The sequence below is a fragment of the Lysobacter yananisis genome (assembly GCF_031199375.1).
GTDB classification, from domain to species: Bacteria; Pseudomonadota; Gammaproteobacteria; order Xanthomonadales; family Xanthomonadaceae; genus Lysobacter; species Lysobacter yananisis.
Genome location: NZ_CP133568.1, coordinates 4,219,181 through 4,245,081 on the forward strand (window position 1 = coordinate 4,219,181; position 25,901 = coordinate 4,245,081).

Below are 25,901 nucleotides of genomic sequence, written 5' to 3' on the forward strand. Positions count from 1 at the left end.
CATGGCATGCGTCGCGCGCGCCGACCGGCCGTTTTCGGACACGGTCGGCGACCGCCCACGGCGACGGCGGGAGCGGTTTTTTTCGCCATTTGCGCCGCTTGTCCGTTCAGCGTCGCGCCGCTGGGATACCATTGCCGCGCGCTTGCACTGGCAACTCAGCCTGGGGATTCGCAAGTTGTGACCCAGTTCATCGGTTGCCGGCGCCGCTATCGCGGACATGCGCCTTTTCGGCGCGCGCGGGGCCCGGCCCGGTGCGATTGCCGGACACCGGCGTTGAGCCCATGGATCGCATCGCCTTGCGCGGTGCCCGGGGCGCCGCGTAGCCTCGCCAGCGTAGGCTTTGTGAAGAAAGCAGTTCTGGGGACGGTATGACCATCCGTGTATTCATCGTGGACGACCATGCGCTGGTGCGTACGGGCATGCGCATGATCCTCTCGGCGGAGACGGATATCGAAGTGCTCGGCGACGTGGAAAGCGGCGAGGAAGCCTTGCCGCAGATCCGCAAGCTCAAGCCCGATGTGGTGCTGTGCGACCTGCACCTGCCCGGCGTGAGCGGGCTGGAGGTCACCGAGCGCATCGTCAAGGGCGACCATGGCACCCGCGTCATCATCGTCTCGGTGCTCGAAGACGGGCCGATGCCCAAGCGCCTGCTCGAGGCCGGCGCCTCGGGCTACGTGGGCAAGGGCGGCGATGCCAGCGAACTGCTGCGCGCGATCCGCGACGTGGCGCGCGGCAAGCGCTACCTCGCCAGCAACATCGCCCAGCACCTGGCGTTGTCGACCCTCGACGGCGGCGCTTCGCCGTTCGACGAACTCTCGCCGCGCGAACTGGAGATCGCCTTGCTGCTGGTGCAGGGCTTCCGCCAGGAAGAGATCGCCAAGCGCCTGAGCCTGAGCGCGAAGACCGTCAACACCCACAAGACCCGCTTGTTCGAGAAGCTGACGATCACCGACACCATCGCCCTGGCGCGGCTGGCGGCGCAGTACGGCCTGGCCGATCCGGCGCATTCGCTGTAAGGCGGGCGGGGACGCAGACTCGGGCCCTGCAAGGCGGGGCGGACCGTCGCAGCCTCGGATAGGGCATCGAATCGAGCGAAGGGCTCCGGCGCACGCCGGGGCCTTTTTGCTCTTGTGGGAGGGCCTTCAGGCCCGACGCCTTTCGATCCGGTCGCGACGGACTGAAACAAGAGCATCGGGCCTGAAGGCCCTCCCACGAGTGCCTCGGTCTGGCCGTTCTGGAACGGGCGGTGGGGAACCGAGTCGATCGGCGAATTCGCCTCGATTGCGGATGAAGTCTGGACCTCGCACCGGCCAACGCAAGCCTCGAAGGTCCCGCCGCAGGCCCGAGTGCTTTGCTGTCGTGGGAGGGCCTTCAGGCCCGACGCTTTCCGGTCCGGTCGCGGGGCCAACCGGAACAGCAGCATCGAGCCTGAAGGCCCTCCCTCCCACGCCCAGGCGGTTCGCGGATCGGGCGCGCAATAAAAAAACCGGCCGCGCGAGCGGCCGGTTTTTCGTTGCCGGAGGGGGCGGCTCGCGCCGCCCGGGGACTCAGGCGCGACGCTCGTGCGAGTCGCCGTCGCCCTGGTCGCCGTCTTCCGGCTTGGCTTCGCCCTCGACCGCCGCCTCGGCGGCGCCGGCGACCGGCGCCGGTGCGACCGGGTGCGGCAGGCCGTCGAACAAACCACCGGTGCGCGGCAGCAGCGGCGAAGCCGGTTCGCCGGCGGCGTCGGTCTCGGCCAACGCGGACGGCGCCGCGGCGGGTTCGACCGGTTGCGCGGCCTGCGGCGGCTCGGCGTAGCTGAAGCCCGGCACGGCCTGAGCGGCTTCGCCGGCCGGCGAGGCGATCGCGGCGCGGGCAGCGGCTTCGGCCTGGGCCAGTTCGGCTTCGCCCGGCTGCACGGTGTCGGCCTCGGCCACGACCGTTTCGACGACCGGCGCCGGCGCGGTCACGACTTCGGCGACGACCGCCTCGGTTTCGACCACGGTCGCGGCGACCGGTGCGGCGGTTTCGGGCTTGGCTTCGGCCTGCGTTTCGACCTGAGTTTCGGCCTGCGGCTGGATCGGCTCCAGGCGCTCGGCGGCCGCCTGGGCCGGGGTGGCCTCGTCGGCCGTGGAGGCTTCGACGGCGGGCGCCGCGACGGCTTCGACGGCCGGCTGGGGCGCCTCGGCGACCGGCGCGGCGGTCTTCACCGGCGCCACGGCGTCGGCCACGTCGTTCGCGACTTCGGCCGGCGCAGGGGTTTCCTGGGCAGGCGCGTCGATCCCGACGGGCGAACGGTCCGCGTGCGCCGACGTCTCGTCGCCGACCGCGGCAGCGCCAAACGCGCTTTCGCGGCGGGCCGGTGCGGCGTTGTCGAACGCAGCGGCTTCGTTGCGGACCGGCGCGGCGGACTCGTTCCGGCCGACGGCGACCTGGGTCGCCACCACGGCGGCCGCGACGGCGGCCGGCGCGGTTTCGGCGACGACAGCCCGCGCCGGTTGCGGCGCGACGACATCGTCGAAGTCGAACTCCGGCTGCGAACGGTGCGCGGCGACGGGAGCGCTGCCCGGCTCGGCGCCGGCCTCGTCCTCGTCGTCGAAACCGGCGTCGCCGTCGAGCGCGCCGTCCACGGCGCCCTCGGCGCCGGCGCCTTCGCCATTGCCGCGACGGCGGCGGCGCCCGCCACGACGGCCGCGACGGCGGCGCCCGCCGCCTTCGCCGGCGGCATCGCCCGCGGCGGCATCGGCCGCAGCTTCGCCCACGGTCGCAGCGACGTTGCCGGCGGCGACGTCATCGGTCTGCACGGTGTCGGCGACTTCGTTCTTCAGCGGATGGTCGAGCGGCGCTTCGGCGTGGGGCGCGGCGCCCGCGCTCGCAGCGGCGACGGCCGGCGCGGCGACCGCGGCGGCTGCAGCGACGGTCGCGGCGGCGGCGTCGGCGTCCGGACGCGGCGGTTTCGGCTCGCGCGGCGGTCGCGGCGACGGAACGTTGCTGGCCTGGCCGTTGCCGGTCTGGCCGTTGCCGCCCTGGGCGGCCGCATCCGCGGCCTGCGGCTTGCCGGGACCCTGGCCCTGCTTGGGCTGCTGCGGCTGCGCCTGCTTGGGCGACTGCGGGTTCTGCGGCTGGCCCTGCTTCTGCTTCTGCTGGCCTTGCTGCTGGCTCTGGCCGCCGGCCTGCTGCTGGCCCTGCGGGTTCTGCGCCTGCTTGTCCTGCTTCTCGCGGCGCGACTGCTGCGGGTCCTGCTGGCGCGACTCGTCGCGGCGGCCGTCGCGGCCGCCCTTGCCGTTGTTGCGGTCGTTGCGGCGCTGGCCGTTGCCGCGCTCGCCGCGCGCTTCGTTGCGGCCGCCGTTGCCGCGGCCGTCCTGGGTGCGCGCGGCCGGTTCCGGCGCGGCCGGGGCCGGCTGCGGGGTACCGCGGAAGATGCGCAGGATGCGTTCGACCAGGCCGACCGAGTGGGTCGGCGCGGCCACGGGCGCGGGCGCCGGAGCCGGGGCGGGCGCCGGCGCGGCGGCCGGCACTTCGCGCGGCTCGCGCAGCGGCGCCGGCTGGGCCGGGCGCACGTTGGTGACGGCCGGCGCCTCGGGCACGTTGAGGTGGGCCTTGGTCAGCGCGTGCACCGGCAGCTTGCGCTGGGTGTGGCGCTGGTAGCTGGGCTTGGCGGTCTCTTCGCCGAGCTCGTTCTCGCGCACCCGGGTGACTTCGTAGTGCGGGGTTTCCAGATGCTCGTCGGCGACGATGACGATCGGCGCGTCGTGGCGCGCCTCGATCTCCATCAGCGCGCGGCGCTTTTCGTTGAGCAGGTAGTTGGCGATCTCGGTCGGCGCCTGCACCAGCACCTGGCCGGTGTTCTCCTTCATCGCGTGCTCTTCGGCCACGCGCAGGATCGACAGCGACAGCGACTCGACGCTGCGCATGCGGCCGTGGCCCTCGCAGCGCGGGCACACCAGCTGGCTGGACTCGCCCAGCGACGGGCGCAGGCGCTGGCGGCTCAGTTCGAGCAGGCCGAAGCGCGAGATCCGGCCGATCTGCACGCGCGCGCGGTCCTGCTTGAGCGCGTGCGACAGGCGGTTCTCGACCTCGCGCTGGTGGCGGTTGGACGACATGTCGATGAAGTCGATCACCACCAGGCCGCCGAGGTCGCGCAGGCGCATCTGGCGCGCGACTTCCTCGGCCGCTTCCAGGTTGGTGTTGAACGCGGTCTCCTCGATGTCGCCGCCCTTGGTGGCGCGCGCCGAGTTGACGTCGATCGCGGTCAGCGCCTCGGTCTGGTCGATCACCAGGGCGCCGCCGGACGGCAGGCGGACGGTGCGCTCGTAGGCGTTCTCGATCTGCGATTCGATCTGGAAGCGGTTGAACAGCGGGGTGTCGTCGGCGTACTTCTTGAGCTTGCGCAGGTTGTGCGGCATCACCTGCTCGACGAACTGGCGCGCCTCGGCGTACATCTCGTCGGTGTCGATCAGGATCTCGCCGATGTCCGGGCGCATGTAGTCGCGCAGGGCGCGGATGATCAGGCGCGATTCCTGGTAGATCAGGAACGGGGCCGGCTTCTTCGGCGCCAGCGCCTCGTCGGTGATCGCGGTCCAGACGCTGACCAGGTAGTCCAGGTCCCACTGCAGCTCTTCGGCGTCGCGGCCGACGCCGGCGGTGCGGATGATCACGCCCATGTCGGCCGGGATGGTCAGCTTGTCCATCGCCTCCTTGAGCGCGGCGCGGTCGTCGCCCTCGATCCGGCGCGAGACGCCGCCGGCGCTGGGCGAGTTCGGCATCAGCACCATGTAGCGGCCGGCCAGGGAGATGAAGCTGGTCAGGGCGGCGCCCTTGTTGCCGCGCTCTTCCTTGTCGACCTGGACGACGATTTCCTGGCCTTCGCGCAGCAGTTCGCGCAGGCCGGCCTTGTTGTGGTCGACGCCCGGCTGGAAGTAGTCGCGGGAGATTTCCTTCAGCGGCAGGAAGCCGTGGCGGTCGCCGCCGTATTCGACGAACGCCGCTTCCAGCGAAGGCTCGAGCCGGGTGATGCGGCCCTTGTAGATGTTGGACTTCTTCTGTTCCTTCGACGGCTGTTCGATGTCGATGTCGTACAGATTCTGGCCGTCGACGATGGCCACGCGCAGTTCTTCGGCCTGCGTCGCGTTGATCAGCATGCGCTTCATTGTTGCGTTCCTCGCGCGCTCTACCGCGCGGAACGCCATGGCGTTTCGCTATCTGGGAACTGAGTCCGCGCCGTCGCGTTCGGCGCCCGCTTCCGGGCCGCCCGCCGCGCCGGCGAGGCCTCCACTACCAGCGCTACATCACCACGGCACGCCGCGGGAGCGCTCTCATACCTTTGACTCAACTTTCGGGCCGGCGGCGCGAACGCCGCACGGGACGGGCGGCGGCTGCTTCGAGTGGTCTGCTCGTTCGTGTTCGAGGACGGACTCTGGCGCCGCACTGGTGTTCATCGCGATGGCGTTACCCATCGGCGAGGGCGGGCTCCGCCGGTCCGTCGCTGCTAACATGGCTGCCCCGTGGGCAGTGGTTAGACGCGGACCGGAATCGCGGGAGGGGCTTTCGGCCCCGTACCGGACCGCACGCCGCGAAGGCGGAGGGTCGGGTACAACTCCCAGCGAAATCAAAACCTTATCTCGCGTCGCGAGTGTAACAGATAACGCTTCGGGATGACCCAATCAGCAAACTCCGGCAATGCCGGCGCCCGTACCGTGCGCGTGCCCGACGATCGCGAAGGCCAGCGCCTGGACAACTTCCTGCTCGGCCAACTCAAAGGTGCGCCCAGGTCCTTGATCTACAAGCTGGTCCGCTCCGGCCAGGTGCGCGTGAACGGGGGCCGGGCCAAGGCCGAGCGCAAGCTCGAAGCCGGCGACGAGGTGCGCATTCCGCCGGTTCGTCTCACTGAGGCAGGCGACAAGCCGGCGCCGCCGAAGGGCTTCCTGGAGGCGATGGAGCGCGCCATCGTGTTCGAGGACGCGCGCCTGCTGGCCCTGAGCAAACCCTCCGGGGTGGCCAGCCACGGCGGCAGCGGGATCAGTTTCGGCGCGATCGAGACCCTGCGCGCGCTGCGCCCGAACCAGACCCTGGAACTGGTGCACCGGCTCGACCGCGACACCTCGGGCCTGCTGATCGTGGCCAAGAAGCGCTCGGCCCTGACCGAGATGCAGGCCTTGATGCGCGAGGAGGGCGGTATCGCCAAACGCTACCTGGCGCTGCTGAGCGGGCGCATGCCCGACGGCGTCATGACCGTCGACGCGCCGCTGCACATCGGCCTGCGCCAGGGCGGCGAACGCCACGTCCAGGTGCATCGCGACGGCAAGGCGTCGCTGAGCCACTTCAAGGTGCTGGAGCGGCGCGGCGGGCAGTCGTATTGCGAGGTGCGGATCGAGACCGGCCGCACCCACCAGATCCGCGTGCATTCCCAGCACATCGGCCACCCGGTGGCCGGCGACGACAAGTACGGCGAGGCCGAGGTCAACAAGAAGCTGCGCGACCAGTTCGGCCTGCGCCGGCTGTTCCTGCACGCCTCGACCCTGGACTTCGCCCTCGACGGCGGGCGCGAGCGCTATTCGCTCAACGCGCCGCTGGCGCCGGAGTTGATCGAGGTGCTGGACCGGCTCGGCGGCTGAGCGCGGCTCAGCCCAGGACCTTGCGCCGGCGCCGGTGCGCGTAGCGCTCGTCGCGTTCGAACCAGGGCAGGTGGGTGCCGTCGTCGTCATAGTCGACGATGCGGCCGTCCTTGACGATCACGCTGATCAGGTTTTCGGCGACGGTGTGGTACTGCAGCCGGGCGAAGCGCGCGCTGTGGCCGTCGTCGATATGGATCTCGCCCAGGCGCGCCCTGGCCAGCGCGTCGGCCGGGCCGGTCACGGCGAATTCGCGCAGGTGCGCGTCGAGCGAACTCTCGCCGGGCCGCGCGTCGACGCCGTAGTCGGCGACCCGGAACGAGAAATCGCACTCTTCCCACAGCAGCGCCTGGATCGCGGCGAGGTCGGCCGGGCCCAGCGCCAGCATGTCGCGCACCGTGTGCGCCATGGTTTCGGTCGCTTCCATGGCGGCGCCTCGGGCCGGGAACAGCACGAACCCGACGCGTTCGCCGAGCATCGGCACGAACCGCTCGAATCGGCCCAGGCCGTCGCCGTCGTCCCATTCGGCCAGCGCGGCGAGTTCCTGCAATTGCATGGCGACCCTTCGCTGCGGCTCGGATCAGCCCGCGGCGCCGGCCTGCCCGCAATGCGCCGGCCGCTCGGCCGGCGCGTGGAAGGTCACCGGCACCTGGATGTCGGTCGCCACCGGCTTGCCGTTGCGGGTCGCGGCCTCGAAGCGCCAGCGCTGCACGCCCTTGGTCGCGGCCGCATCGAGCTCGGGCACGCCGCTGCCGGTCAGCACGCGGGCGCGGGTCGGCTTGCCTTCGGGGCCGACGGTGAGCTGCAGCACCACCTTGCCGCCGACCTGGTCGCAGCCGATTTCCAGCGGATAGTCCGGCGGCGGCGTGTCGACCGCGCGCAGCGGGGTGGACGGAACGATCGGTTCCTCGGCGGCGCGTTGGCCGCAGCCGGCCGCCGTCGCGGCGAAGGCGAAAGCGAGGGACGGGGCGAGCAGGCGGCGCTTGAGGTTCATGAGGGGATCAACCAATCAGGGCTTCGGCCTTGGCCGCGCAGATGAAGTCGTTTTCGCTCAGCCCGCCGACGTCGTGGGTGGAATAGCGCACCACGCAGCGGTCGTAGTGCACGCCGAGGTCGGGGTGATGATCCTCGCGATGGGCCATGAACGCCAGTGCGTTCACGAACGCCATCGTCCGATAGTAGTCGTCGAAGCGGAACGTCTTGGTGAGGGCGTGGCCGTCCTCGGCCAGTTCCCAGCCGGGCACCTGCGGCAGCAGTTCGCGCACGCGCGCTTCGCTGAGACGGTGCTCGCTGCCGCGCAGCGGCACGCAATGGGCCTGGACGAGGGGAATGAGGTCGTTCATGGGGACTCCTGGCGGCCGGGCGCGGGCGCCGCGGCGTTGCGTCTGGCCGCGCCGGCCCCATGTGAACGGAACCGTATCCGCGGCGGTCGTAGGCGTGCTGCGCGACATCCCGCCGCGCCGTCCCCGTTAGAATAGCCCGATGATCAATATTTCCGAATCCGCCCAGGCGCACTTCCGCAAGCTGATCGAACGCGAGGCCTTGCCGGGCCTGGGCGTGCGGCTGTCGGCGGTCCATCCCGGCACGGCGCGCGCCGACGTGCGGCTGGAGTTCGCCGAGCCGGCGGACCTGGACGGCGACGAGTGGGCGATCGACTGCGAAGGCTTCACCCTGTGGCTGCGCGCCGACAGCGTGAAGTACCTCGACGGCGCCGAGATCGATTACGAAATCCGCGCCACCGGCGGCCAGCTGCAGATCCGCGCGCCCAAGATCAAGGGCGAGGCGCCGGCCGATTCGGCCTCGCTGGTCGAACGCGTGCACTGGCTGGTCGAGAACGAGATCAACCCGCAGCTGGCCCAGCACCGCGGCCACGTGTCGGTGCAGGAAGTCACCGCCGACGGCGTGGTGCTGCTGCGCTTCGGCGGCGGCTGCCACGGCTGCGGCATGGCCGATGTCACCCTCAAGCAGGGCATCGAGACCACCTTGATGAGCAAGGTGCCGGGCGTGACCGCCGTGCGCGACGCCACCGACCACGACACCGGCCAGGCGCCGTACATCCCGCGCGACAGCGCGGCCTGACCCCGCCGCGGCGCCGCCTGTGCCCACCGCCGCATCGATCATCGAAGCCCTGCAGCGCCGGTTGCGGCTGAGCCTGCGGCGCGATTCGCCCGAGCCCGGGCAGTTTCCCGCCGGCTGGCAGCATTGGCTGGACGCGCAGAGCGCGCGTCCGGGCGCGGTGACCGGCGCGACTTCCGACGCCTGGACCGCGGTGTTCGTCGAGCGTCCGCTGGCCGCGCCACCGCGGCGCGCGCCGGCGCTGAACCGCTGGCAGGCGTTCGCCACCTTGTGGCGCCAGCAATGGCTGCCGCCGGAACCCGAGGATCGCCGCCTGCGCTGGGGCGCGGGCGTGGTGTCGCTGTTCTGGCACCTGTTGTTCGGCGGATTGCTGGTGTGGCTGATGTACCTGCAGTACTTCGCCACCCAGCCGCCGCCGCGCGGCGAGACGGTGACGATGATCGAGTACGTCGGTAAGGGCACGCCGCAGGAACCCGGCGGCGGCCCGCAGCAGCCCAGCGAACAGCCGCAGCCGTCCAGCCAGGCGCCCGCGCCGCCAGCGCCGCCGGCCGAACCCGCGCCGGCGCAGGCCGAGCCGGCGCCGCCGGCCCAGGTCGCGATGGCGGCGCCGCCGACGCCGCAGTTGCAGGCGCAGTTGCCCGACGTCGCCGTGCGCGACGTGCCCGAGCCGCAGGTGCCGCCGCCGACGGTCGAACAACCGGTGATGGTCAGCAAGGAACTGCCGGACGCGCCGCAGGTGTTCGTGCTGCCGCCGACGCGCAAGCGCGTCGACGAGAGCCTGCGCGCGCCGCAGATCCAGGCGGCCGAGCAGCCGCTGCGCAGCGCCGAGGTGCCCGCGCCGGTGCAGCCGCCGTCGCTGCAACTGCCGCAACGGCAGATCGCCGCGCCGGACGTGAACGTGCGCCAGCGCGAGCTGACGCTGCGCGAGGTGCCCGCGCCGGTGCAGGCGCCGGCCCTGCCGAGCGTGCGCGAGCTACCGCAGCGGCCGGTCGAGGCGCCGCAGCTGCGCAGCGCGACGCCGCAGGTGCGCGTCGCCGAGATTCCGACCCCGCCGGCGCCGAGCGCGAGCCCGGCGGCGTCGGCGCAACCGGCCGCCACGCCCGCGCAGACCTTCGCGCCGGCCGCGCCGAGCGCCACGGCGGCGACGCCGGCGCCTTCGAATTCGAGCCCGGCCGCGGCCCGCACGCCGGCGGCGGCCGGCCCCAGCGCCGCCGCGCAGACGCCGCCGACGGCGAGCGCCGGCGCCGGTCCCAAGCCGGCCGCGGCTCCAGGCAGTTGGCCGACGCCCAAGCGCGGCGACGACTGGGGCGATTCCGCGCGCAACCGCCCCGGCGGCGGGCCGGGCCTGTACAACGCCGACGGCAGCCCGCGCATCGCCGACGCGCCGGGTTCGGCATCGCCGGGCTTCCCGCCGGGCACGGTCACCGAGGAAATCAAGAACCTCGACCGCGCCGGCACCTGGCTCAAGCGCAAGCCGACCGATTACGAGCCGACCACGCTGGACAAGTACTGGCGGCCGAACGAAACCCTGTTGGCCGAGTGGGTGCGGCGCAGCGTCAAGAACGTGATGATCCCGATCCCGGGCACCAGCAAGCGCATCCAGTGCTCGGTGGCGCTGCTGATGCTCGGCGGCGGCTGCGGCATCAGCGACCCCAACCTCAACGAGCAACCGGCCGAGGCGAGACCGCCGCCGGACGTGCCGTTCAAGCCGCACCTGCAGGAAGACAACGGCAGCGTGCGCCCGCCGCCGGGCGGCTAGGGCGCAGGCAGGGCGGGTGGTTTGGCGGGCGGGGCCTGGCTTCGAAGTGTCGCAGCGGGCGCGGCTGCAGCAAGCGCGTCGATGCAGCGGCCGCAGTGGGAGGGGCTTCAGCCCCGAAGCTGTTCGATCCGTTCGCCTTGTAGCTTCGTCGCCTCGGAGCCGAAAGCGTCGGGCCTGAAGGCCCTCCCACGAGAAGTGCTTGTGGCCGTCGCCTGCTGTCGTTGTGGGAGGGGCTTCAGCCCCGACGCTGTTCGATCAGTTCGCCTTGTAGCTTCGTCGCGCCGGAACCGAAAGCGTCGGGCCTGAAGGCCCTCCCACAAAAGCGCTCGCGACCTTCGTCTGCTGTTGTTGTGGGAGGGGCTTCAGCCCCGACGCTGTTCGATCAGTTCGCCTTGGTAGCTTCGTCGCCTCGGAACCGAAAGCGTCGGGCCTGAAGGCCCTCCCACAAAAGCGCTCGCGGGCTTCGTCTGCTGTTGCTGTGGGAGGGGCTTCAGCCCCGACGCCGTTCGATCGGTTCGCTCTGTAGCCGCATCGCCCGGGAGCCGAAGGCGCCGGCCCCGACGCCTTCCCATAACGCGAACGGCCCGCATGCGCGGGCCGTCCGGAGGTTCGCGCCTGGCAGCGGGACTCAGTGGATGCCGTGCAGGTCGCGCAGCGTGGTGCCTTCCTGGATCGAGCCGAAGTAGGCGGCGAGGTCGGCGATCTGCTGGTCGTTCAGGGCCTTGGCCTGCGACGACATCAGCGAGTGCTCGCGGTCGCCGTCGCGGTACATCTGCAGCGAGTGGGCGATGTAGTCGTGGTACTGGCCGGCCAGCTTCGGGGTGAGCCCGTCGATCGGGGCGTTGCCCTTGGCGCCGTGGCAGTCCACGCAGGACTGGCCGGTGGCCTGGCCCTTGGTGTTGGCGAGCTTCTCGCCGGCTGCCGCGGTGCCGGCCGGCAGGCCCGAGGACGAGGAGGTGTGGCCTTCGTTGCGGTCGGCCGAGGAATGGCCGGCCGGGGCGTCGCCGGGGTTGGAGCAGGCGGCCAGGGCGAAGGCGAGCGAGGCGATGGCGAGGCCGCGCAGTAGGCTGGGATTCGTCATGGGGCGTCGGCTCACTTGGCGCTGGAAAGGAAGGCGGCGATGTCGGCGATGTCCTGGTCCGAGAAGCTCTGGGCCTGGGCCTGCATCGTCGGGTGCTTGCGCGTGCCCTTCTTGTACTCGCTCAGCGCGTTGGCCAGATACTCCGGCGATTGGCCGACGATCTTGGGAACGTGGTAGTTCGGGTAGGCGTTCTTGTAGCCAGTGACGCCGTGGCAGCCCTGGCAGGTGTAGGTGAGTTGGCGGCCGGTCTGCGGATTGCCCTTGATGCTGGGCGCGGCCGCGGCGGGCGCTGCGGCGGCCGGGGCGGCGGCGGGCGCCGTCGCGGCCGGGGCGGGGTCTTGCGCAGCCGCGCTCGCGGCGGCCAGGGTCAGGGCGAAGCAGGCGGCGATCGTCAGCGGTCGCATCATGTCGTAGTCCGCAATCTCGAGTGGCTAGCGAAAGGTGGTGGCTGGCTCTGCGCGGCCGTGACCGCGCACAAGTCCGCGAGTATAGCCGGCGCGGCGATTGCAACGAAGCCGTCCCCGGATGCATCCATACTGACGCCGGTCGCGGAACCGCGGCGGCGCCCCGGCGAGGACCGGACCTGGATCGCGAAAGCGGCGCAAGCGCAACCGCCACAAGGCTTGCGCGCTTACCCTGCCTCAGATCGATGCCATGGCTCCAGTCATCATGACCTTCGGCGGATGTTGCTCCTCCGGGCCGGTGATATACCTATATACAACACCGGCATACGACCGGTAACCGACGAATTTAATAGCACTTTTGGGGTCGTCTCGAATGCGTCAACTCACCAACAACCGCGAGGGCGGTCCGGCGGTGCGCGTCACGGCAGCGGTGGCTGCATTGGCGCTGGCCTGCGCGCTGGGCCTGTCGGCCTGCAAGGGCGGCGCGGGCGCCGCCGACGCGCAGGCCAAGGAAGGCAAGGACAAGGTATCGGACGCCGTACCGGTGGAGATCGCCGCGGCGACCCGGCGCGCGATCGCCGCCAGCTACACCGGCACCGCGCCGCTGGAGGCGCGCGCCGAGTCGCAGGTGGTGGCCAAGACCTCCGGCGTGGCGCTCGACGTGATGGTCGTGGAAGGCCAGCAGGTCAAGGCCGGGCAGGTGCTGGTGCGGCTGGATTCGGCCCGCGCCGAGCAGCAGGCGGCGCAGACCGGCGCGACCCTGCGCAAGCTCGAGGCCAACTACGCCCGCTCGCGCCAGTTGGCCGAGCAGCGCCTGCTCAGCGCCAACGACAACGACCAGCTGCGCTACGACATGGAAAACGCGCGCGCCGCCAATCGCCTGGCCAACCTGGAACTGTCCTACGCCAAGGTCGAGGCGCCGATTTCCGGCGTGGTCGCCTCGCGTTCGATCAAGGCCGGCAACTTCGTCCAGATCAACTCGCCGATCATCCGCATCGTCGACACCTCGATGCTGGAAGCCACCCTCAACGTGCCCGAGCGCGAGCTGGCCACGCTGAAGGCCGGCCAGCCGGTGCAGATGACGGTCGACGCGATGCCAGGCAAGAGCTTCGAGGGCAAGGTCGACCGGATCGCGCCGGTGGTGGATTCCGGCAGCGGCACCTTCCGGGTGATCTGCTCGTTCGTCGGCGGCGGCGTGCTGCAGCCGGGCATGTTCGGGCGCCTGCGCATCGACTACGACAGCCGCGCCGACGCGCTGGTGGTGCCGCGCGCGGCGCTGCTGGACGACGAGGGCGATCCGGCGGTGTTCGTGGTCCGCGGCAACAAGGTCGCGCGCACCTCGGTCAAGCTGGGCTACCTCGACGGCTCGTGGGCCGAAGTGCGCCAGGGCGTGAAGCTCGGCGACCAGGTCGTGGTGGCCGGCAAGACCGCGCTGCGCGAAGGCAGCGAAGTGCTGCCGATCAACGCCAAGCCGGTCGCCAGCGCGGCCGCGCCGGCCGCGAAGGCGCCGATCAAGCAGTAAGCGGCCGCCGCGCCGCCGCCGGGCGACCGGCGCGGCGCGGAGGCGACATGCGGCGCCTGCCGCCACGGCGCCGCCCCGGCCGCGCCGTGCGCCGGTCCGTACCGAACTCCAATACCGAAACTGAGGACTGGCTGTGGCTCAGCTTCCGGACGCGACGTCCTTCAACCTGGTGGAGTTTTCCACCCGCCGCCGGGTCACCGTGGCGATGGTCACCATCACCTTCCTGCTGTTCGGCGTGATCGCGCTCAACAGCCTGAAGGTCAACCTGCTGCCCGATCTCAGCTATCCCACGCTGACCGTGCGCACCGAATACACCGGCGCCGCGCCGACCGAGATCGAGACCCTGATCACCGAGCCGCTGGAAGAGGCGGTCGGCGTGGTCAAGGGCCTGCGCAAGCTCAAGTCGGTCTCGCGCACCGGCCAGAGCGACGTGGTGCTGGAGTTCGCCTGGGGCACCGACATGGACCAGGCCAGCCTGGAGGTGCGCGACAAGATGGAGATCGTGCAGCTGCCGCTGGAGGCCAAGAAGCCGGTGCTGCTGCGCTTCAATCCCTCGACCGAGCCGATCCTGCGCATCGCCCTGTCCAACAAGGGGGGCGACACGGCCGGCGAGACCGAGGCGATCCGCCAGCTCACCGCGCTGCGCCGCTACGCCGACGACGACCTGAAGAAGAAGCTCGAGCCGGTCGAGGGCGTGGCCGCGGTCAAGGTCGGCGGCGGCCTCGAGGACGAGATCCAGGTCGACATCGACCAGCAGAAGATCTCCCAGCTCAACCTGCCGATCGACACGGTGATCCAGCGGCTCAAGGCCGAGAACGTCAACATTTCCGGCGGCCGCCTGGAAGAAGGGCAGCAGCGCTATCTGGTGCGCACGGTCAACGAGTTCGCGACCGTGCCGGAAATCCGCGAGATGCTGGTCACCACCCAGAACCAGGGCAGCAGCGCCGCCGCCGACGCCGCCGCCGAGATGGCGCGGGTGGCCGCGGCCTCGGGTTCGGCCGACGCGATGGCCGCGGCGGCCTCGGTGCAGAGCGCCAACGACGGCAGCCAGAGCACGCCCGCCGGCGGCAAGCCGGTGCGGCTCAAGGACATCGCCGACGTCCGCCAGGGCTACAAGGAACGCGAGGCGATCATCCGCCTGGGCGGCAAGGAAGCGGTGGAGCTGGCGATCTACAAGGAAGGCGACGCCAACACCGTGGCCACGGCCGATGCGGTGCAGGCGCGGCTGGAGCAGATCAAGACGCAGATCCCGCCGGACGTCGAGCTGACCACCATCGACGACCAGTCGCAGTTCATCCGCCACGCCATCGCCGACGTCAAGAAGGACGCGGTGATCGGCGGCCTGCTGGCGATCCTGATCATCTTCCTGTTCCTGCGCGACGGCTGGAGCACGTTCGTGATCGGCCTGTCGCTGCCGGTGTCGATCGTGGCCACGTTCTTCTTCATGGACCGGCTCGGCCTGAGCCTCAACGTGATGTCGCTGGGCGGCCTGGCGCTGGCCACCGGCCTGGTGGTGGACGACTCGATCGTGGTGCTGGAATCCATCGCCAAGGCGCGCGAACGCGGCCTGGGCGTGCTCGAGGCGGCCGTCGCCGGCACCCGCGAAGTCAGCATGGCGGTGGTGGCCTCGACCCTGACCACGATCGCGGTGTTCCTGCCGCTGGTGTTCGTCGAAGGCATCGCCGGCCAGTTGTTCCGCGACCAGGCGCTGACGGTGGCGCTGGCGATCGGCATCTCGCTGATCGTGTCGATGACCCTGATCCCGATGCTCAGCGCGTTGCGCGGGCGGCCGGCGCTGGGCTTCCAGGAAGAAGCGCCGCATCCGCGCTGGGAGCCGAACAACCGGCTGCTGCGCGCGCTGGCGTGGATTCCGCGCGGCATCGCCATCGGCGTGCGCAGCGTGTTCTTCGGCATCGCCTGGGCGATCGTGCGGGTCTGGCGCCTGCTCGGCGCGGTGCTCGGCCCGGTCATGGGCAAGGCCAGCGACGTCGCGATGGCGCCGTACGGCCGCGCCGAACGCGGTTATCTGAAGCTGCTGCCGGCGGCGCTGGCCCATCGCGGGCTGGTGCTGACCCTGGCCGGCGCGGCGTTCGTCGCCACGCTCGCGGCGGTGCCTTTGCTGGGCGCCGACCTGATCCCGCAGCTGGCCCAGGACCGCTTCGACATGACCGTCAAGCTGCCGCCGGGCACGCCGCTGCGCGAGACCGACAAGGTGGTGCGCGAGATCCAGTCCAAGCACGAGAAGGACCCCGGCATCCGCGCCTGGTTCGGCGTCAGCGGCAGCGGCACGCGGCTGGACGCGAACCCGACCGAGAGCGGCGAGAACATCGGCAAGATCACCGTGGTGATGGCCGACGGCGGCAGCAAGCAGGTCGAGGCCGAGGAAACCGAGCGCCTGCGCCAGACCATGCGCGCGCATCCCGGCGCGCAGGTCGACTTCGCCCGCCCGCAGCTTTTCAGCTTCTCCACGCCGCTGGAAATCGAGCTGCGCGGCCAGGACCTGGAAACCATCCAGCGCGCCGGCCAGCACATGGCCAAGCTGCTGCGCGGCAACGCCCACTTCGCCGACGTCAAATCGACGGTGGAGCAGGGCTTCCCCGAGATCCAGATCCGCTTCGACCAGGACCGCGCCGGCGCGCTCGGCCTGGCCACCCGCGACATCGCCGACATCGTGGTCAAGAAGGTGCGCGGCGACGTCGCCACCCGCTACAGCTTCCGCGACCGCAAGATCGACGTGCTGGTGCGCGCGCGCGCCGCCGACCGCGCCTCGATCGAGGGCATCCGCCGGCTGATCGTCAATCCCGGCAGCAACCGCCCGGTGACGCTGGAATCGGTGGCGCAGGTGATCGCCACCACCGGCCCCAGCGAGATCCACCGCGCCGACCAGGTGCGGGTGGCGATCGTGTCCTCGAACCTGCGCGACATCGACCTGGGCGGCGCCATCGCCGAGGTCGAGAAGATGGTGCGCGAGCAGCCGCTGAGCCCGGAGGTGCGCATGCACATCGGCGGCCAGGGCGAGGAACTGCAGCAATCGATCAACTCGCTGCTGTTCGCGTTCGGGCTGGCGATCTTCCTGGTGTACCTGGTGATGGCCTCGCAGTTCGAGTCGCTGCTGCACCCGTTCGTGATCCTGTTCACCATCCCGCTGGCCCTGGTCGGCGCGGTGCTGGCGCTGCTGCTGACCAACTCGACCGTGTCGGTGGTGGTGTTCATCGGCCTGATCCTGCTCGTCGGCCTGGTGGTGAAGAACGCGATCATCCTGATCGACAAGGTCAACCAGTTGCGCGAGCACGGCATGGCCAAGCGCGAGGCGCTGATCGAAGGCGCGCGCTCGCGCCTGCGTCCGATCATCATGACCACGCTGTGCACCCTGTTCGGCTTCCTGCCGCTGGCCATCGCCACCGGCGAAGGCGCGGAAGTGCGCTCGCCGATGGCGATCACGGTGATCGGCGGCCTGCTGGTGTCGACCCTGCTGACCCTGGTGGTGATCCCGGTGGTGTACGACCTGCTCGACCGCCGCGGCGACGCCTACTACCGCGAACGGGTGCGCAAGGCCCGGCGCCGCGACGAAGCGGTGGCCGACAAGATCGGCCACGACAACGATCCGCTGACCGAGGCGCACTGACATGAGCGGCGTCGCCGAGATCAGCATCAAGCGGCCGATCACGACCATCATGTTGTTCGTGTCGATGTTCGTGATCGGCCTGATCGCGGCCGTGCGGCTGCCGTTGGAGTCGCTGCCGGACATTTCCGCGCCGTTCCTGTTCATCCAGTTGCCGTACGACGGCTCCACCCCGGAAGAGGTGGAACGCACGATCCTGCGCCCGGCCGAAGAGGCGCTGGCGACGATGACCGGGATCAAGAGCATGAACGGCAACGCGCGTTCGGACAGCGCGTCGATCTTCCTGCAGTTCAAGGACTGGGACCGCGACATCTCGATCGCCGCCTCCGACGCGCGCGAGCGCATCGACGCGATCATGGACGACCTGCCGGACGGTTTTCAGCGCTACTTCGTGTTCAAGTGGTCGTCCTCCGACGAGGCGGTGCTGCAGGTGCGCCTGGCCGGCGACATGGACCTGAGCCGCGAGTACGACCTGATCGACCGCGAGTTCAAGCGCCGGCTCGAACGCATTCCCGGCGTGGCCAAGGTCGAGATCGGCGGCGCCGCGCCGAACGAGGTCGAGATCGCGATCCTGCCCGACCGCCTGGTCGCCCACGGCGTCGATCTCAACACCCTGACCAAGAGCCTGCAGGCGCTGAATTTCTCCATTTCCGCCGGCGAGATCGAGGACGGCGGCCGCCGCCTGCGGGTGCAGCCGATCGGCCAGGTGGTCGACCTGGAGCAGTTCCGCAACGTCTCGATCAACAACAAGGGCCTGAAGCTGCGCGACATCGCCGACGTGCGGCTCAAGCCGGCGCGGCTGGACACCGGCCGGCGCCTGGACGGGCGCCCGGCGATCGGCCTGGACATCTTCAAGGAGCGCAGCGCCAACCTGGTCGAGGTCTCGCGCCTGGCCCTGGCCGAGGTCGAGGCGATCCGCGCGCAGCCGGCGCTGCGCAACATCGAGATCAAGGTCGTCTCCAACCAGGGCAAGGACGTCACCGATTCGCTGCTGGAGCTGGCCGAGGCCGGCGGCATCGGTTTGCTGCTGTCGGTCGCGGTGCTGTTCTTCTTCCTGCGCCACTGGCCGTCGACGCTGATGGTGACCCTGGCGATCCCGATCTGCTTCGTGATGACCCTGGGCTTCATGCACTTCTTCGGCGTGACCCTCAACGTGCTGTCGCTGATGGGCCTGCTGCTGGCGGTGGGCATGCTGGTCGACAACGCGGTGGTGGTGGTGGAGAGCATCTACCAGGAACGCGAGAAGATGCCCGACCAGCCCGAGCTGGCCTCGATCATCGGCACCCGCCACGTCGCCATCGCGCTGTCGGCCGGCACCTTGTGCCACTGCATCGTGTTCCTGCCCAACCTGCTCGGCGAGACCAACGACATCAGCATCTTCATGTCGCAGATCGCCATCACCATCTCGGTCTCGCTGCTGGCCTCGTGGCTGGTGGCGGTGAGCCTGATCCCGATGATCTCGGCGCGGCTCAAGACCCCGCCGGCGGTGGCCAGCGACCGCGGCCTGATCCCGCGCCTGCAGCGCAGCTACGCGCGCTTCCTGCGCTGGACCCTGGAGCACCGCGGCCTCAGCGTCGCCGGCATCGTCCTCATCGTCGCCGTCAGCGTGGTGCCGATGGTGAAGACCAAGTACGACATGTTCGGCAACGAGGGCGGCAAGGAGGCCTTCATCGGCTACCACTGGAAGGGCAGCTACACCCGCCAGCAGATGTCCGACGAGATCCTCAAGATCGAGCAGTACCTGGAACCGCGCCGCAAGCAGTACCACATCAAGCAGATCTACTCGTTCTTCAGCGAGGAGGGCGGCGGAGGCGGCGGCACCCGGCTGCAGTTCTTCGAGGACAAGGTCGACAACACCAAGGCGCTGCTGGACCGGCTGTCCAAGGACCTGCCCAAGTCGGCCAAGGCCGAGGTCACGGTGTCGGCCGGCGGCAATGGCGGCGGGGGCGGGCAGGACGGCAAGAACGTGCAGGTGCAGCTGGTCGGCGACTCGACCGAGACCTTGAGCGATCTGGCCGCCGACATCGTGCCGATCCTCTCGCGCCGCGCGGAACTGCGCGACGTGCGGGTGGACATCGGCGACCGCAACACCGAGCTCAACGTGCGCGTGGACCGCGAGCGCGCGGCCTCGTTCGGTTTCAGCGTCGAGGAAGTCTCGCGCTTCGTCGGCCTGGCCCTGCGCGGCGCCCAGTTGCGCGACTTCCAGCGCGGCGAGACCGAGGTGCCGGTGTGGGCGCGCTTCGCCGGCGCGGAGAGCTACGGCATCGAGAACCTGTCCGAGTTCACCGTGCGTTCGCCCGACGGCCGCAGCGTGCCGCTGCTGGCGATGGTCGACGTCAGCGTGCGCCCGACCGCGAGCCAGATCAACCGCAACAACCGCCAGACCACGCTGACCATAGTCGCCGCGCTCAACGGCAAGGCGACCACGCCCGACGCGCGCAAGGCGATGGAGGAAACGCTCAAGGCCGTGGCGTTCCCGGCCGGCTACCACTACAGCTTCGACGGCAGTTCGTTCGAGCGCGACGACGACGCCGGCAAGCAGATGATGATCAATCTGGTGCTGGCGCTGGTGATGATCTACGTGGTGATGGCGGCGGTGTTCGAATCGCTGCTGTTCCCGGCGGCGATCATGAGCTGCGTGGTGTTCTCGATCTTCGGCGTGTTCTGGCTGTTCTGGCTGACCGGCAGCTCGTTCACGGTGATGGCCTTCATCGGCATCCTGGTGCTGATGGGCGTGGTGGTGAACAACGGCATCGTCATGGTCGAGCACATCAACAACCTGCGCCGGCGCGGGCTCAGCCGCAGCGAGGCGCTGATCGAGGGCAGCCGCGAACGCCTGCGCCCGATCATGATGACCATGGGCACGGCGATCCTGGCGATGATCCCGATCTCGCTGAGCGACACCGTGGTGCTCGGCGGCCTGGCCTATTCGCCGATGGCGCGCGCGGTGGCCGGCGGGCTGGCGTTCTCGACCGTGGTCAGCCTGCTGTTCCTGCCGACCATCTACGCGCTGCTCGACGACCTGCGTTCGGGCACCGCGGGCCTGGTGCGGCGCGCGCGCGGCGGCGCGGCGACGGGGGCGGCGATGGCGCAGGCCTGACCCGCGGAAGTTGCGTTTGCCCCTGTAGGAGCGGCGCGAGCCGCGACCGCGGGCACGCAAGGTTGCGCCGTAAGCGCTATGTCGCGGTCGTGGCTCGCGCCGCTCCTACAGGGCGCAACCGGTTTTCGCGTCGGGCCGCACGCATACGAAAACGGCGCCGCATGACTGCGGCGCCGTTTTCGCGAGGCGGGGACGCGGCGGGGCCCGCGCTTCGGGATTACCGACTCATCCGACCAATTTGCTGGCGATCCGGAACCCGGCCAGCCACACCCCAATGCCGGTGCCGATGTTGGTCAGCATGAAGTTCAGCACCACGCGCGCGACCCGGTTGCGGTACCAGCCGCCGACGGTCTGCGCATCGTCGCGCAAGGCCATGAAGTCGCGGTAGGCCGGCTTGCGCCGGTGCACCTCGACCAGCGCGCTGACCGCGCCGGCCGGCACGCCGGGCCGGAACGGCTTCAGCGGCGCGACCAGCGCCGCGGTGAGGATGCTCAGCGGATGGCCGCCGGCGAGCAGGCAGCCCAGCGCCGCCAGGCCGCCGGTGTACATGACCCACTGCAGCAGCAGGTCGGTGCCCATCGCCGCGCCGCCCTTCCAGTAGCCCCAGGCGATGCCGGCCAGGATCAGCGTGGTGATCGCGATCATCACCCACGGCACCTTGCTCTTGGTCTTGACCTGTTCCAGCTCGGTGCGTTGCGCGACCGGGTCGCCCTGGTCTTCGCGCAGATGCCGGGCCAGGCCCTGCAGATGGCCGGCGCCGACCACCGCCAGCACCTCGCGCGACTCGCCCGCGCTCTCGCGCAGGCGCGCGGCCATGTAGCGGTCGCGCTCGGCGATCACGGTCTCGTAGAGCTGCGGGCTTTCCTTGGCGAACTCGCCGAAGCTCGATTCGAGCATGTCGCCCTGCTTGAGCTTCTCGATCTCGTCCTCGCCGACCTCGTCGGCGGCGAACAGGCTGGTGACCAGGCCGACGCCGAGCTTGGTCCGGCCCCAGAAGCCCAGCCGCTGCGAGGCGCGGCGGAAGGTCAGGCCGACCTCGCGGTCGATCAGGTGCACCGGCAGGTCGCGTTCGCGCGCCTCGGTCACCGCGCGCTTGAGTTCGGCGCCGGGTTCGATGCCGAGCTGCTCGGCCAGCCGGCGCTGGTACGCGGCCAGCGCGAGGTTGGCGGCGAACAGCGCGGTCTTGCCCGAGCGGATCACCTGGATCAGGTCCAGCCGCGCCAGCGCGTCCGGATCCGACAGCGCCTGCAGACGCTGCGGATCGAGCTCGACCGCGACCGCATCGAAGCGGCCGCTGCCGACCGCGTCGCGCACCGCCTCGACGCTGGCCTGCGATACGTGCGCGGTGCCCAGCAGGGTGTAGCGGACCCCGTCGCGTTCGACGATGGCGTGCGGTTGGCCTTGCAGGCCGTCGGAGACGGGAAGCGGTTCGTTCATGCGGATGTTGGCGGCTCGCGGCAGCTGTGCCGGAGCACAGAAAGGCCCGCAGCATAGAGGCTGGGCCCGGTGCCCGGCAAACCCGCCGCGACGCTCGGGCGCGGGCCCGTCGCGGCGCTGCGGCGGCGTTGCCGGCGCTCGCCGTCGGGCCGGCCGATGGTCGGGTGGCGGCGTTGGGCTGGGGCTTGCCGTGGGTGTCGGTCCGGCTGCGCGCAGGCGTCGAGCGGGCAGGGTTCGCGGACAGTGCCAGCACCTGTTTCAGCGCGGCGCGGCGGATTTCCCGCCCCAATGCTGCATCGTCGATCGCCCGCGCCAGCGATGCCTTGCGCTCGGACGCGTCGGCCGTTTCAGCGATGAGGCGAACGGTCCGGCCGAAGCGGGAGGGGTGAGCTTCGGCCGGACCGGTTCGCGCTTGCTCGGAATCGGGGGTTCTTAAGGTCGGAACGGAAAGCGTCGGGCCTGAAGGCCCTCCCACATGGCTGGACCGGAAGGTCCTCCCACATAGCTGGACAGGAAGGCCCTCCCACGTGGCCGGGCCTGAAGGCCGTCCCCGGGGGGCTCAAGGCCGGCGCAGCTGTTGTGGGAGGGACTTCAGTCCCGACGCTTTCGACTCAGGTCGCGACGATCCCGCCACCCTCACGCCATCCCATACGGCAGGTTCTCGCTCGACACCACCTTGTCGCCGACCGCCTCGCCGCGCAGGAACCGCAGCGCCGCGCCGATCACCGCAGTGTCGTCGGCGATGCGGTTGTGCCCCAGCCCTTGCGTGGTCAGCAGCCGCGCGCCCGGCCAGTAGCGCGCGTAGCGCTCGCCCTCGGCCCACGGCACCTCGCGGTCGCCCAGGTCGTGCACGATCAGCGCCGGCCGGCCCATGCTCGGCGCGTTGCGGTGCGCCTGTTGCGAGTCGAAGCTGATGCCGATGCGCGCTTCGAAGTAGGCGAACATGCGCCGGCACAGGTCCTCGCCGACCCACAGGAAGCGGGCGAAGCGCTTGACCGCGGCGACCGGGTCGGCCGCCGGCGCGATCAGCACCGCGCGTTCGGCGCGCAGCCCGCGCGCCATCGCCAGCAGCGTCGCGGCGCCGCCGAGCGAATGCCCGATCACCGCCGCCGCCGGCCCGTAATGCGCGCCGACCGCCTGCAGGTGGCGGGTGAAGTCGGGCAGGGTGGCCAGCCGGCCCTCGCTGCGCCCGTGCGCGGGCTGGTCGAAGGCGACCACGGCGTAGCCGGCCGCGCGCAGCGCCGGCAGCCAGCGCGCCACCCGGGTGCCGTGGCTGGACCAGCCGTGGGCGAACAGCACGTACGGCTGGCGCTGCGGCTCGCCCCAGACGTAGCAGGCGATGGCCTGACCGTCGACGCGCAACACGTCCTCGCGCGCGTCGAAGGTCGGCGCGGCCAGCGCGCGGCGACGGGTCGAGGCGAACGGGGTGCAGAACAGCTCGGCGGCGCGGCGCATGGTCGCTTCCGGCGCGAGCCAGCCGCCTACGGCGAAGCCCAGGCGCAGCCCGTATAACTGAGCGACATGACGAACGGTCGTGCTAATTTTGGTGATAGCGGTACGCATGGCAGGCCTCGTGGGAGAGGATCAGGCGGGAGGAAGGATCGGGCCAGGTAGGGCCGGCCCGGATAGGATCAGGCGGGAACCGGCGCGGCGGCGTAAGAGCGGATCAGCCGCCCGTAGGCGCGCAAGCCGCGGACCAGGGCGGCGTCGAAGCCGAACAGGCCGGCGTCGTGGTGGACCACCAGCGCCAGGCCGTAGATCTCGAACGCGAGTTGGGCGGTGTCGGTGTCGGACTCGAGTTCGCCGGTGTCGATCGCCAGCTGCACGGCGCGCCCGAGTTCCTGGTGCCAGCGCTTCTGCTGGTCGACCACGCTGTCGCGCAGGGAGCCGGGACGGTCGTCGTATTCGTTGACCGCGGCCAGCAACACGCAGCCGCCGTCGGTGTGGCGCGACCAGTCGAACCAGGCTTCGACGATCCCGCGCAGCCGCTGCAGCCCGCGCGGGCACTTCAGCGCCGGCAGCAGCACATAGCCGATGAAGCGCTCGCTGGCCTTGTCCAGCACCGCCAGCTGCAGGTCTTCGCGCGAGCCGAAATGGGCGAACACGCCGCTCTTGGACATGCCCACCGCGGCGGCCAGCGGGCCGATCGACAGGCCTTCCAGGCCGGCCGAGCAGGCGATGCTGTAGGCCTGTTCGAGGATGGCTTCGCGGGTCGCGGCGCCTTTGTTGGTGGCGGTCAGGGAGGACATAGCGCGCAAAATAGCACGTCCGTTCGTTTTATTCGAACCGTTCGTCGGCCGGTCCGGGGCGCCGCTTCCTCCGGCCTGGGCCGGGGCGTCCGCCGGCGCCGCAATCGCGGCCTCCGGCACTGTCACCGTTGTGACCTAAAAACGCCGACGGCGGGGTTTCAAATTGTGTTTTCCCGGCGCAATGGGGACTTTGGCCTGACTTGCCCGGTGTTGCCTTCGCGGGGCCTGAAACAAAAGCGTCGGGCCTGAAGGCCCTCCCACAAGGCGATGGTGGGAGGGCCTTCAGGCCCGACGCTTCCGGTCAGGAAACTTCCAGGTCAGAAAACTTTTAAGTCAGAAACAGCGGAACCCGCCGGCGCTCACTTCAGCCCGGGCACGCCCGGGTCCGGTTCGCCGACATCGCCGTCGCCCAGCGGCAACACCATCTGCACGGTGTCCAGCCAGCGCCCGTGCTTGCGCCCCAGCCCCGGGAACACGCCGGCGAGTTTGAAGCCGAGCCGTTCGTGCAGGGCCACCGACGCGGCGTTGCTGCCGTCGCCGATCACCGCGACCATCTGCCGGAAGCCCAGCGCGGTGCAGTCGGCGATCAGCCGCCGCATCAACGCGCCGCCGATGCCGCGGCCATGGCTGGCCGGCTCGACATAGACCGAGTTCTCCACCGTCCAGCGGTAGCCGATGCGGGTGCGGTAGGCGCTGGCGTAGGCGTAGCCGGCGAAGCGGGCCGCGCCGTCCTCGATGCGTTCGGCGACCAGATAGGGATAGCCGGCCTCGACAATCGCGTGCCAGCGCCGGCGCATCTCGGCCCGGTCGGGCACGTCGTACTCGTACGTCGCCACGCCTTCGCGCACTTCCAGCGCATACAACGCGGCGATCGCATCCAGGTCGGACTCGACCGCCGCGCGCAGGCGCAGCGGCGGCGCGGCGGCGGCCATCAGTCGCGGTAACGCTTGAGCAGGTCGGCGTAGGCGTCGATGCGACGGTCGCGCAGGAACGGCCAGATCCGCCGCACGTGCTCGCTGCGCTGCAGGTCGACTTCGGCCATGACGATCTCCGGCTCGGCCGTCTTGGCCTCGGCCAAGTACTCGCCTTGCGGGCCGAGCACGTGGCTGGAGCCCCAGAACTGGATGCCCGACGCGCCCGCGGTATTTTCCGACGCCATGGGCGAGGGTTCGAAGCCGACGCGGTTGACGCTCAGCACCGGCAGCCCGTTGGCGACCGCATGGCCGCGGTGGCTGAGGATCCAGGCATTGCGCTGGCGGTCCTTCTCGTCCTGGGCGTCGCTCGGGTCCCAGCCGATCGCGGTCGGGTACAGCAGCAGCTCGGCGCCGGCCAGCGCCATCAGCCGCGCGCCTTCGGGATACCACTGGTCCCAGCACACCAGCACGCCGAGGCGGCCGACCGAGGTCTGGATCGGCTCGAAGCCGATGTCGCCCGGGGTGAAGTAGAACTTCTCGTAGAAGCCCGGATCGTCGGGGATGTGCATCTTGCGGTACTTGCCGGCGATGGCGCCGTCGGTCTCGTAGACCACCGCGGTGTTGTGGTACAGGCCCGGCGCGCGGCGCTCGAACAGCGAGCTGACCAGGACGATGCCGTGCTGTTTGGCCAGCGCGCCCAGGCGCTCGGTGCTGGGGCCGGGGATCGATTCGGCCAGGTCGAACTCCTGCACCGATTCGTGCTGGCAGAAATACGGGCCGTTGTGCAGTTCCTGCAGCAGCACCAGCTTGGCGCCCTGCCTGGCGGCTTCGCCGACGCGCTGCTCGATGTTGGCGAGGTTGGCCTCGCGCGAACCGTGGTCGCGGTCCTGGATCAGGGCGACGGGGAGGGTGTTCTTCTTCATCGGGAGCGCGGTCCGGCGGTGGGGCGGAGGCCCATTGTAGGAAATACGCGATGACGCGGAGCGTGGCGGCGGTAGGGGCGCGGGGCTGGGTTGGGATCGCGGCTGGAACTGAGCTTGAGTCGGTGCCGAAGCCGGAGCCGAAGCCGGGGCCGGGGCCGAAGCCGGGGCCGGAGCTGAGTCCGAAACCGGTGCTGGAACTGGGTGCGGCGAGCGCGTTACCAGTT

18 protein-coding genes and 1 pseudogene are annotated in these 25,901 nt (G+C 70.5%); 7 read left to right on the plus strand and 12 right to left on the minus strand.

Going from position 1 to position 25,901, the window contains the following annotated elements; translation table 11 throughout:
* Nucleotides 1-368 precede the first annotated feature (368 nt).
* Nucleotides 369-1,016, plus strand: a complete 648-nt coding sequence (locus tag RDV84_RS17690) for a response regulator (RefSeq protein WP_057947935.1) — start codon at nucleotides 369-371, stop codon at nucleotides 1,014-1,016.
* A 113-nt stretch (nucleotides 1,017-1,129) separates the two neighbouring features.
* On the opposite strand, the pseudogene RDV84_RS26790 reads toward RDV84_RS17690, so the two are convergent.
* Both RDV84_RS26790 and rne read right to left on the minus strand, forming a co-directional pair.
* Nucleotides 1,130-1,423 (minus strand): annotated as a pseudogene (locus RDV84_RS26790) (DUF6053 domain-containing protein); the annotation flags it as partial.
* 124 nt (nucleotides 1,424-1,547) lie between these two features.
* Entirely contained in the window at nucleotides 1,548-5,129 is a 3,582-nt protein-coding gene (gene rne, locus RDV84_RS17695) for a ribonuclease E (protein ID WP_309151086.1), read from the minus strand.
* A 504-nt stretch (nucleotides 5,130-5,633) separates the two neighbouring features.
* Here rne and RDV84_RS17700 point away from each other — a divergent pair.
* Complete coding sequence (locus tag RDV84_RS17700; RefSeq protein ID WP_309151087.1) at nucleotides 5,634-6,593, plus strand: RluA family pseudouridine synthase; 960 nt, start codon at nucleotides 5,634-5,636, stop codon at nucleotides 6,591-6,593.
* 7 nt (nucleotides 6,594-6,600) lie between these two features.
* Here the strand turns inward: RDV84_RS17700 and RDV84_RS17705 are convergent, their stop codons facing one another.
* Genes RDV84_RS17705 through RDV84_RS17715 form a run of 3 tightly spaced genes read right to left on the minus strand, consistent with a single transcriptional unit; the run spans nucleotide 6,601 to nucleotide 7,933 of the window.
* On the minus strand, nucleotides 6,601-7,146 hold the full coding sequence (locus tag RDV84_RS17705) for a hypothetical protein (protein WP_309151088.1): 546 nt from the start codon (nucleotides 7,144-7,146) through the stop codon (nucleotides 6,601-6,603).
* A 24-nt stretch (nucleotides 7,147-7,170) separates the two neighbouring features.
* On the minus strand, nucleotides 7,171-7,599 hold the full coding sequence (locus tag RDV84_RS17710; RefSeq protein ID WP_309151089.1) for an energy transducer TonB: 429 nt from the start codon (nucleotides 7,597-7,599) through the stop codon (nucleotides 7,171-7,173).
* A complete protein-coding gene (locus RDV84_RS17715; RefSeq protein ID WP_207525032.1) occupies nucleotides 7,592-7,933 on the minus strand; it encodes a 4a-hydroxytetrahydrobiopterin dehydratase in 342 nt (113 codons plus the stop codon). The genes RDV84_RS17710 and RDV84_RS17715 overlap by 8 nt, the downstream gene beginning before the upstream one ends.
* 139 nt (nucleotides 7,934-8,072) lie before the next feature.
* On the opposite strand from RDV84_RS17715, the gene RDV84_RS17720 reads away from it, so the two are divergent.
* Both RDV84_RS17720 and RDV84_RS17725 read left to right on the plus strand, forming a co-directional pair.
* The gene (locus RDV84_RS17720; protein ID WP_309151090.1) at nucleotides 8,073-8,669 is read left to right on the plus strand and encodes an NfuA family Fe-S biogenesis protein; all 597 of its coding nucleotides are present in this window, start codon (nucleotides 8,073-8,075) and stop codon (nucleotides 8,667-8,669) included.
* A gap of 19 nt (nucleotides 8,670-8,688) precedes the next feature.
* Nucleotides 8,689-10,425, plus strand: coding sequence for a hypothetical protein (locus RDV84_RS17725; protein WP_309151091.1), 1,737 nt, complete (start codon nucleotides 8,689-8,691; stop codon nucleotides 10,423-10,425).
* Between the two features lie 628 nt (nucleotides 10,426-11,053).
* On the opposite strand, the gene RDV84_RS17730 is transcribed toward RDV84_RS17725, so the two are convergent.
* Together RDV84_RS17730 and RDV84_RS17735 are read right to left on the minus strand one after the other, a co-directional pair.
* Nucleotides 11,054-11,506 carry a c-type cytochrome gene (locus tag RDV84_RS17730; RefSeq protein ID WP_078995797.1) on the minus strand — a complete coding sequence of 151 codons (453 nt, stop codon included), beginning with the start codon at nucleotides 11,504-11,506 and terminating at the stop codon, nucleotides 11,054-11,056.
* Nucleotides 11,507-11,517: 11 nt separating this feature from the next.
* Nucleotides 11,518-11,910, minus strand: a complete 393-nt coding sequence (locus RDV84_RS17735; protein ID WP_309153748.1) for a c-type cytochrome — start codon at nucleotides 11,908-11,910, stop codon at nucleotides 11,518-11,520.
* A 373-nt stretch (nucleotides 11,911-12,283) separates the two neighbouring features.
* Here RDV84_RS17735 and RDV84_RS17740 point away from each other — a divergent pair, with 373 nt between their 5' ends.
* The 3 genes from RDV84_RS17740 (at nucleotide 12,284) to RDV84_RS17750 (ending at nucleotide 20,154) form a co-directional block, all read left to right on the plus strand.
* Complete coding sequence (locus tag RDV84_RS17740; protein ID WP_250449897.1) at nucleotides 12,284-13,432, plus strand: efflux RND transporter periplasmic adaptor subunit; 1,149 nt, start codon at nucleotides 12,284-12,286, stop codon at nucleotides 13,430-13,432.
* A gap of 127 nt (nucleotides 13,433-13,559) precedes the next feature.
* Nucleotides 13,560-17,057: an efflux RND transporter permease subunit gene (locus RDV84_RS17745; protein WP_425606371.1), complete on the plus strand. Its 3,498-nt coding sequence runs from the start codon at nucleotides 13,560-13,562 to the stop codon at nucleotides 17,055-17,057.
* 1 nt (nucleotide 17,058) lies between these two features.
* On the plus strand, nucleotides 17,059-20,154 hold the full coding sequence (locus RDV84_RS17750; protein ID WP_309151092.1) for an efflux RND transporter permease subunit: 3,096 nt from the start codon (nucleotides 17,059-17,061) through the stop codon (nucleotides 20,152-20,154).
* A gap of 225 nt (nucleotides 20,155-20,379) precedes the next feature.
* Here the strand turns inward: RDV84_RS17750 and RDV84_RS17755 are convergent, their stop codons facing one another.
* From RDV84_RS17755 to RDV84_RS17775, 5 genes are all read right to left on the minus strand, one after another.
* Nucleotides 20,380-21,591 carry a TraB/GumN family protein gene (locus RDV84_RS17755; protein ID WP_057947924.1) on the minus strand — a complete coding sequence of 404 codons (1,212 nt, stop codon included), beginning with the start codon at nucleotides 21,589-21,591 and terminating at the stop codon, nucleotides 20,380-20,382.
* Nucleotides 21,592-22,227: 636 nt separating this feature from the next.
* Entirely contained in the window at nucleotides 22,228-23,046 is an 819-nt protein-coding gene (locus RDV84_RS17760; protein ID WP_250449901.1) for an alpha/beta hydrolase, read from the minus strand.
* 176 nt (nucleotides 23,047-23,222) lie between these two features.
* On the minus strand, nucleotides 23,223-23,840 hold the full coding sequence (locus RDV84_RS17765; protein ID WP_309151093.1) for a TetR/AcrR family transcriptional regulator: 618 nt from the start codon (nucleotides 23,838-23,840) through the stop codon (nucleotides 23,223-23,225).
* A gap of 359 nt (nucleotides 23,841-24,199) precedes the next feature.
* Nucleotides 24,200-24,772 carry a GNAT family N-acetyltransferase gene (locus RDV84_RS17770; RefSeq protein WP_309151094.1) on the minus strand — a complete coding sequence of 191 codons (573 nt, stop codon included), beginning with the start codon at nucleotides 24,770-24,772 and terminating at the stop codon, nucleotides 24,200-24,202.
* Complete coding sequence (locus RDV84_RS17775) at nucleotides 24,772-25,677, minus strand: carbon-nitrogen hydrolase (protein ID WP_309151095.1); 906 nt, start codon at nucleotides 25,675-25,677, stop codon at nucleotides 24,772-24,774. Before RDV84_RS17775 ends, RDV84_RS17770 begins: the two co-directional genes overlap by 1 nt.
* Nucleotides 25,678-25,901 lie beyond the last annotated feature (224 nt).

Coding starts and splice junctions, on each gene's coding strand:
- RDV84_RS17690 (WP_057947935.1), top strand. CDS start 369: ATGACCATCCGTGTATTCATCGTGGACGACCATGCGCTGGTGCGTACG.
- rne (WP_309151086.1), bottom strand. CDS start 5,129: ATGAAGCGCATGCTGATCAACGCGACGCAGGCCGAAGAACTGCGCGTG.
- RDV84_RS17700 (WP_309151087.1), top strand. CDS start 5,634: ATGACCCAATCAGCAAACTCCGGCAATGCCGGCGCCCGTACCGTGCGC.
- RDV84_RS17705 (WP_309151088.1), bottom strand. CDS start 7,146: ATGCAATTGCAGGAACTCGCCGCGCTGGCCGAATGGGACGACGGCGAC.
- RDV84_RS17715 (WP_207525032.1), bottom strand. CDS start 7,933: ATGAACGACCTCATTCCCCTCGTCCAGGCCCATTGCGTGCCGCTGCGC.
- RDV84_RS17720 (WP_309151090.1), top strand. CDS start 8,073: ATGATCAATATTTCCGAATCCGCCCAGGCGCACTTCCGCAAGCTGATC.
- RDV84_RS17730 (WP_078995797.1), bottom strand. CDS start 11,506: ATGACGAATCCCAGCCTACTGCGCGGCCTCGCCATCGCCTCGCTCGCC.
- RDV84_RS17735 (WP_309153748.1), bottom strand. CDS start 11,910: ATGCGACCGCTGACGATCGCCGCCTGCTTCGCCCTGACCCTGGCCGCC.
- RDV84_RS17740 (WP_250449897.1), top strand. CDS start 12,284: ATGCGTCAACTCACCAACAACCGCGAGGGCGGTCCGGCGGTGCGCGTC.
- RDV84_RS17750 (WP_309151092.1), top strand. CDS start 17,059: ATGAGCGGCGTCGCCGAGATCAGCATCAAGCGGCCGATCACGACCATC.
- RDV84_RS17755 (WP_057947924.1), bottom strand. CDS start 21,591: ATGAACGAACCGCTTCCCGTCTCCGACGGCCTGCAAGGCCAACCGCAC.
- RDV84_RS17760 (WP_250449901.1), bottom strand. CDS start 23,046: ATGCGCCGCGCCGCCGAGCTGTTCTGCACCCCGTTCGCCTCGACCCGT.
- RDV84_RS17765 (WP_309151093.1), bottom strand. CDS start 23,840: ATGTCCTCCCTGACCGCCACCAACAAAGGCGCCGCGACCCGCGAAGCC.
- RDV84_RS17770 (WP_309151094.1), bottom strand. CDS start 24,772: ATGGCCGCCGCCGCGCCGCCGCTGCGCCTGCGCGCGGCGGTCGAGTCC.
- RDV84_RS17775 (WP_309151095.1), bottom strand. CDS start 25,677: ATGAAGAAGAACACCCTCCCCGTCGCCCTGATCCAGGACCGCGACCAC.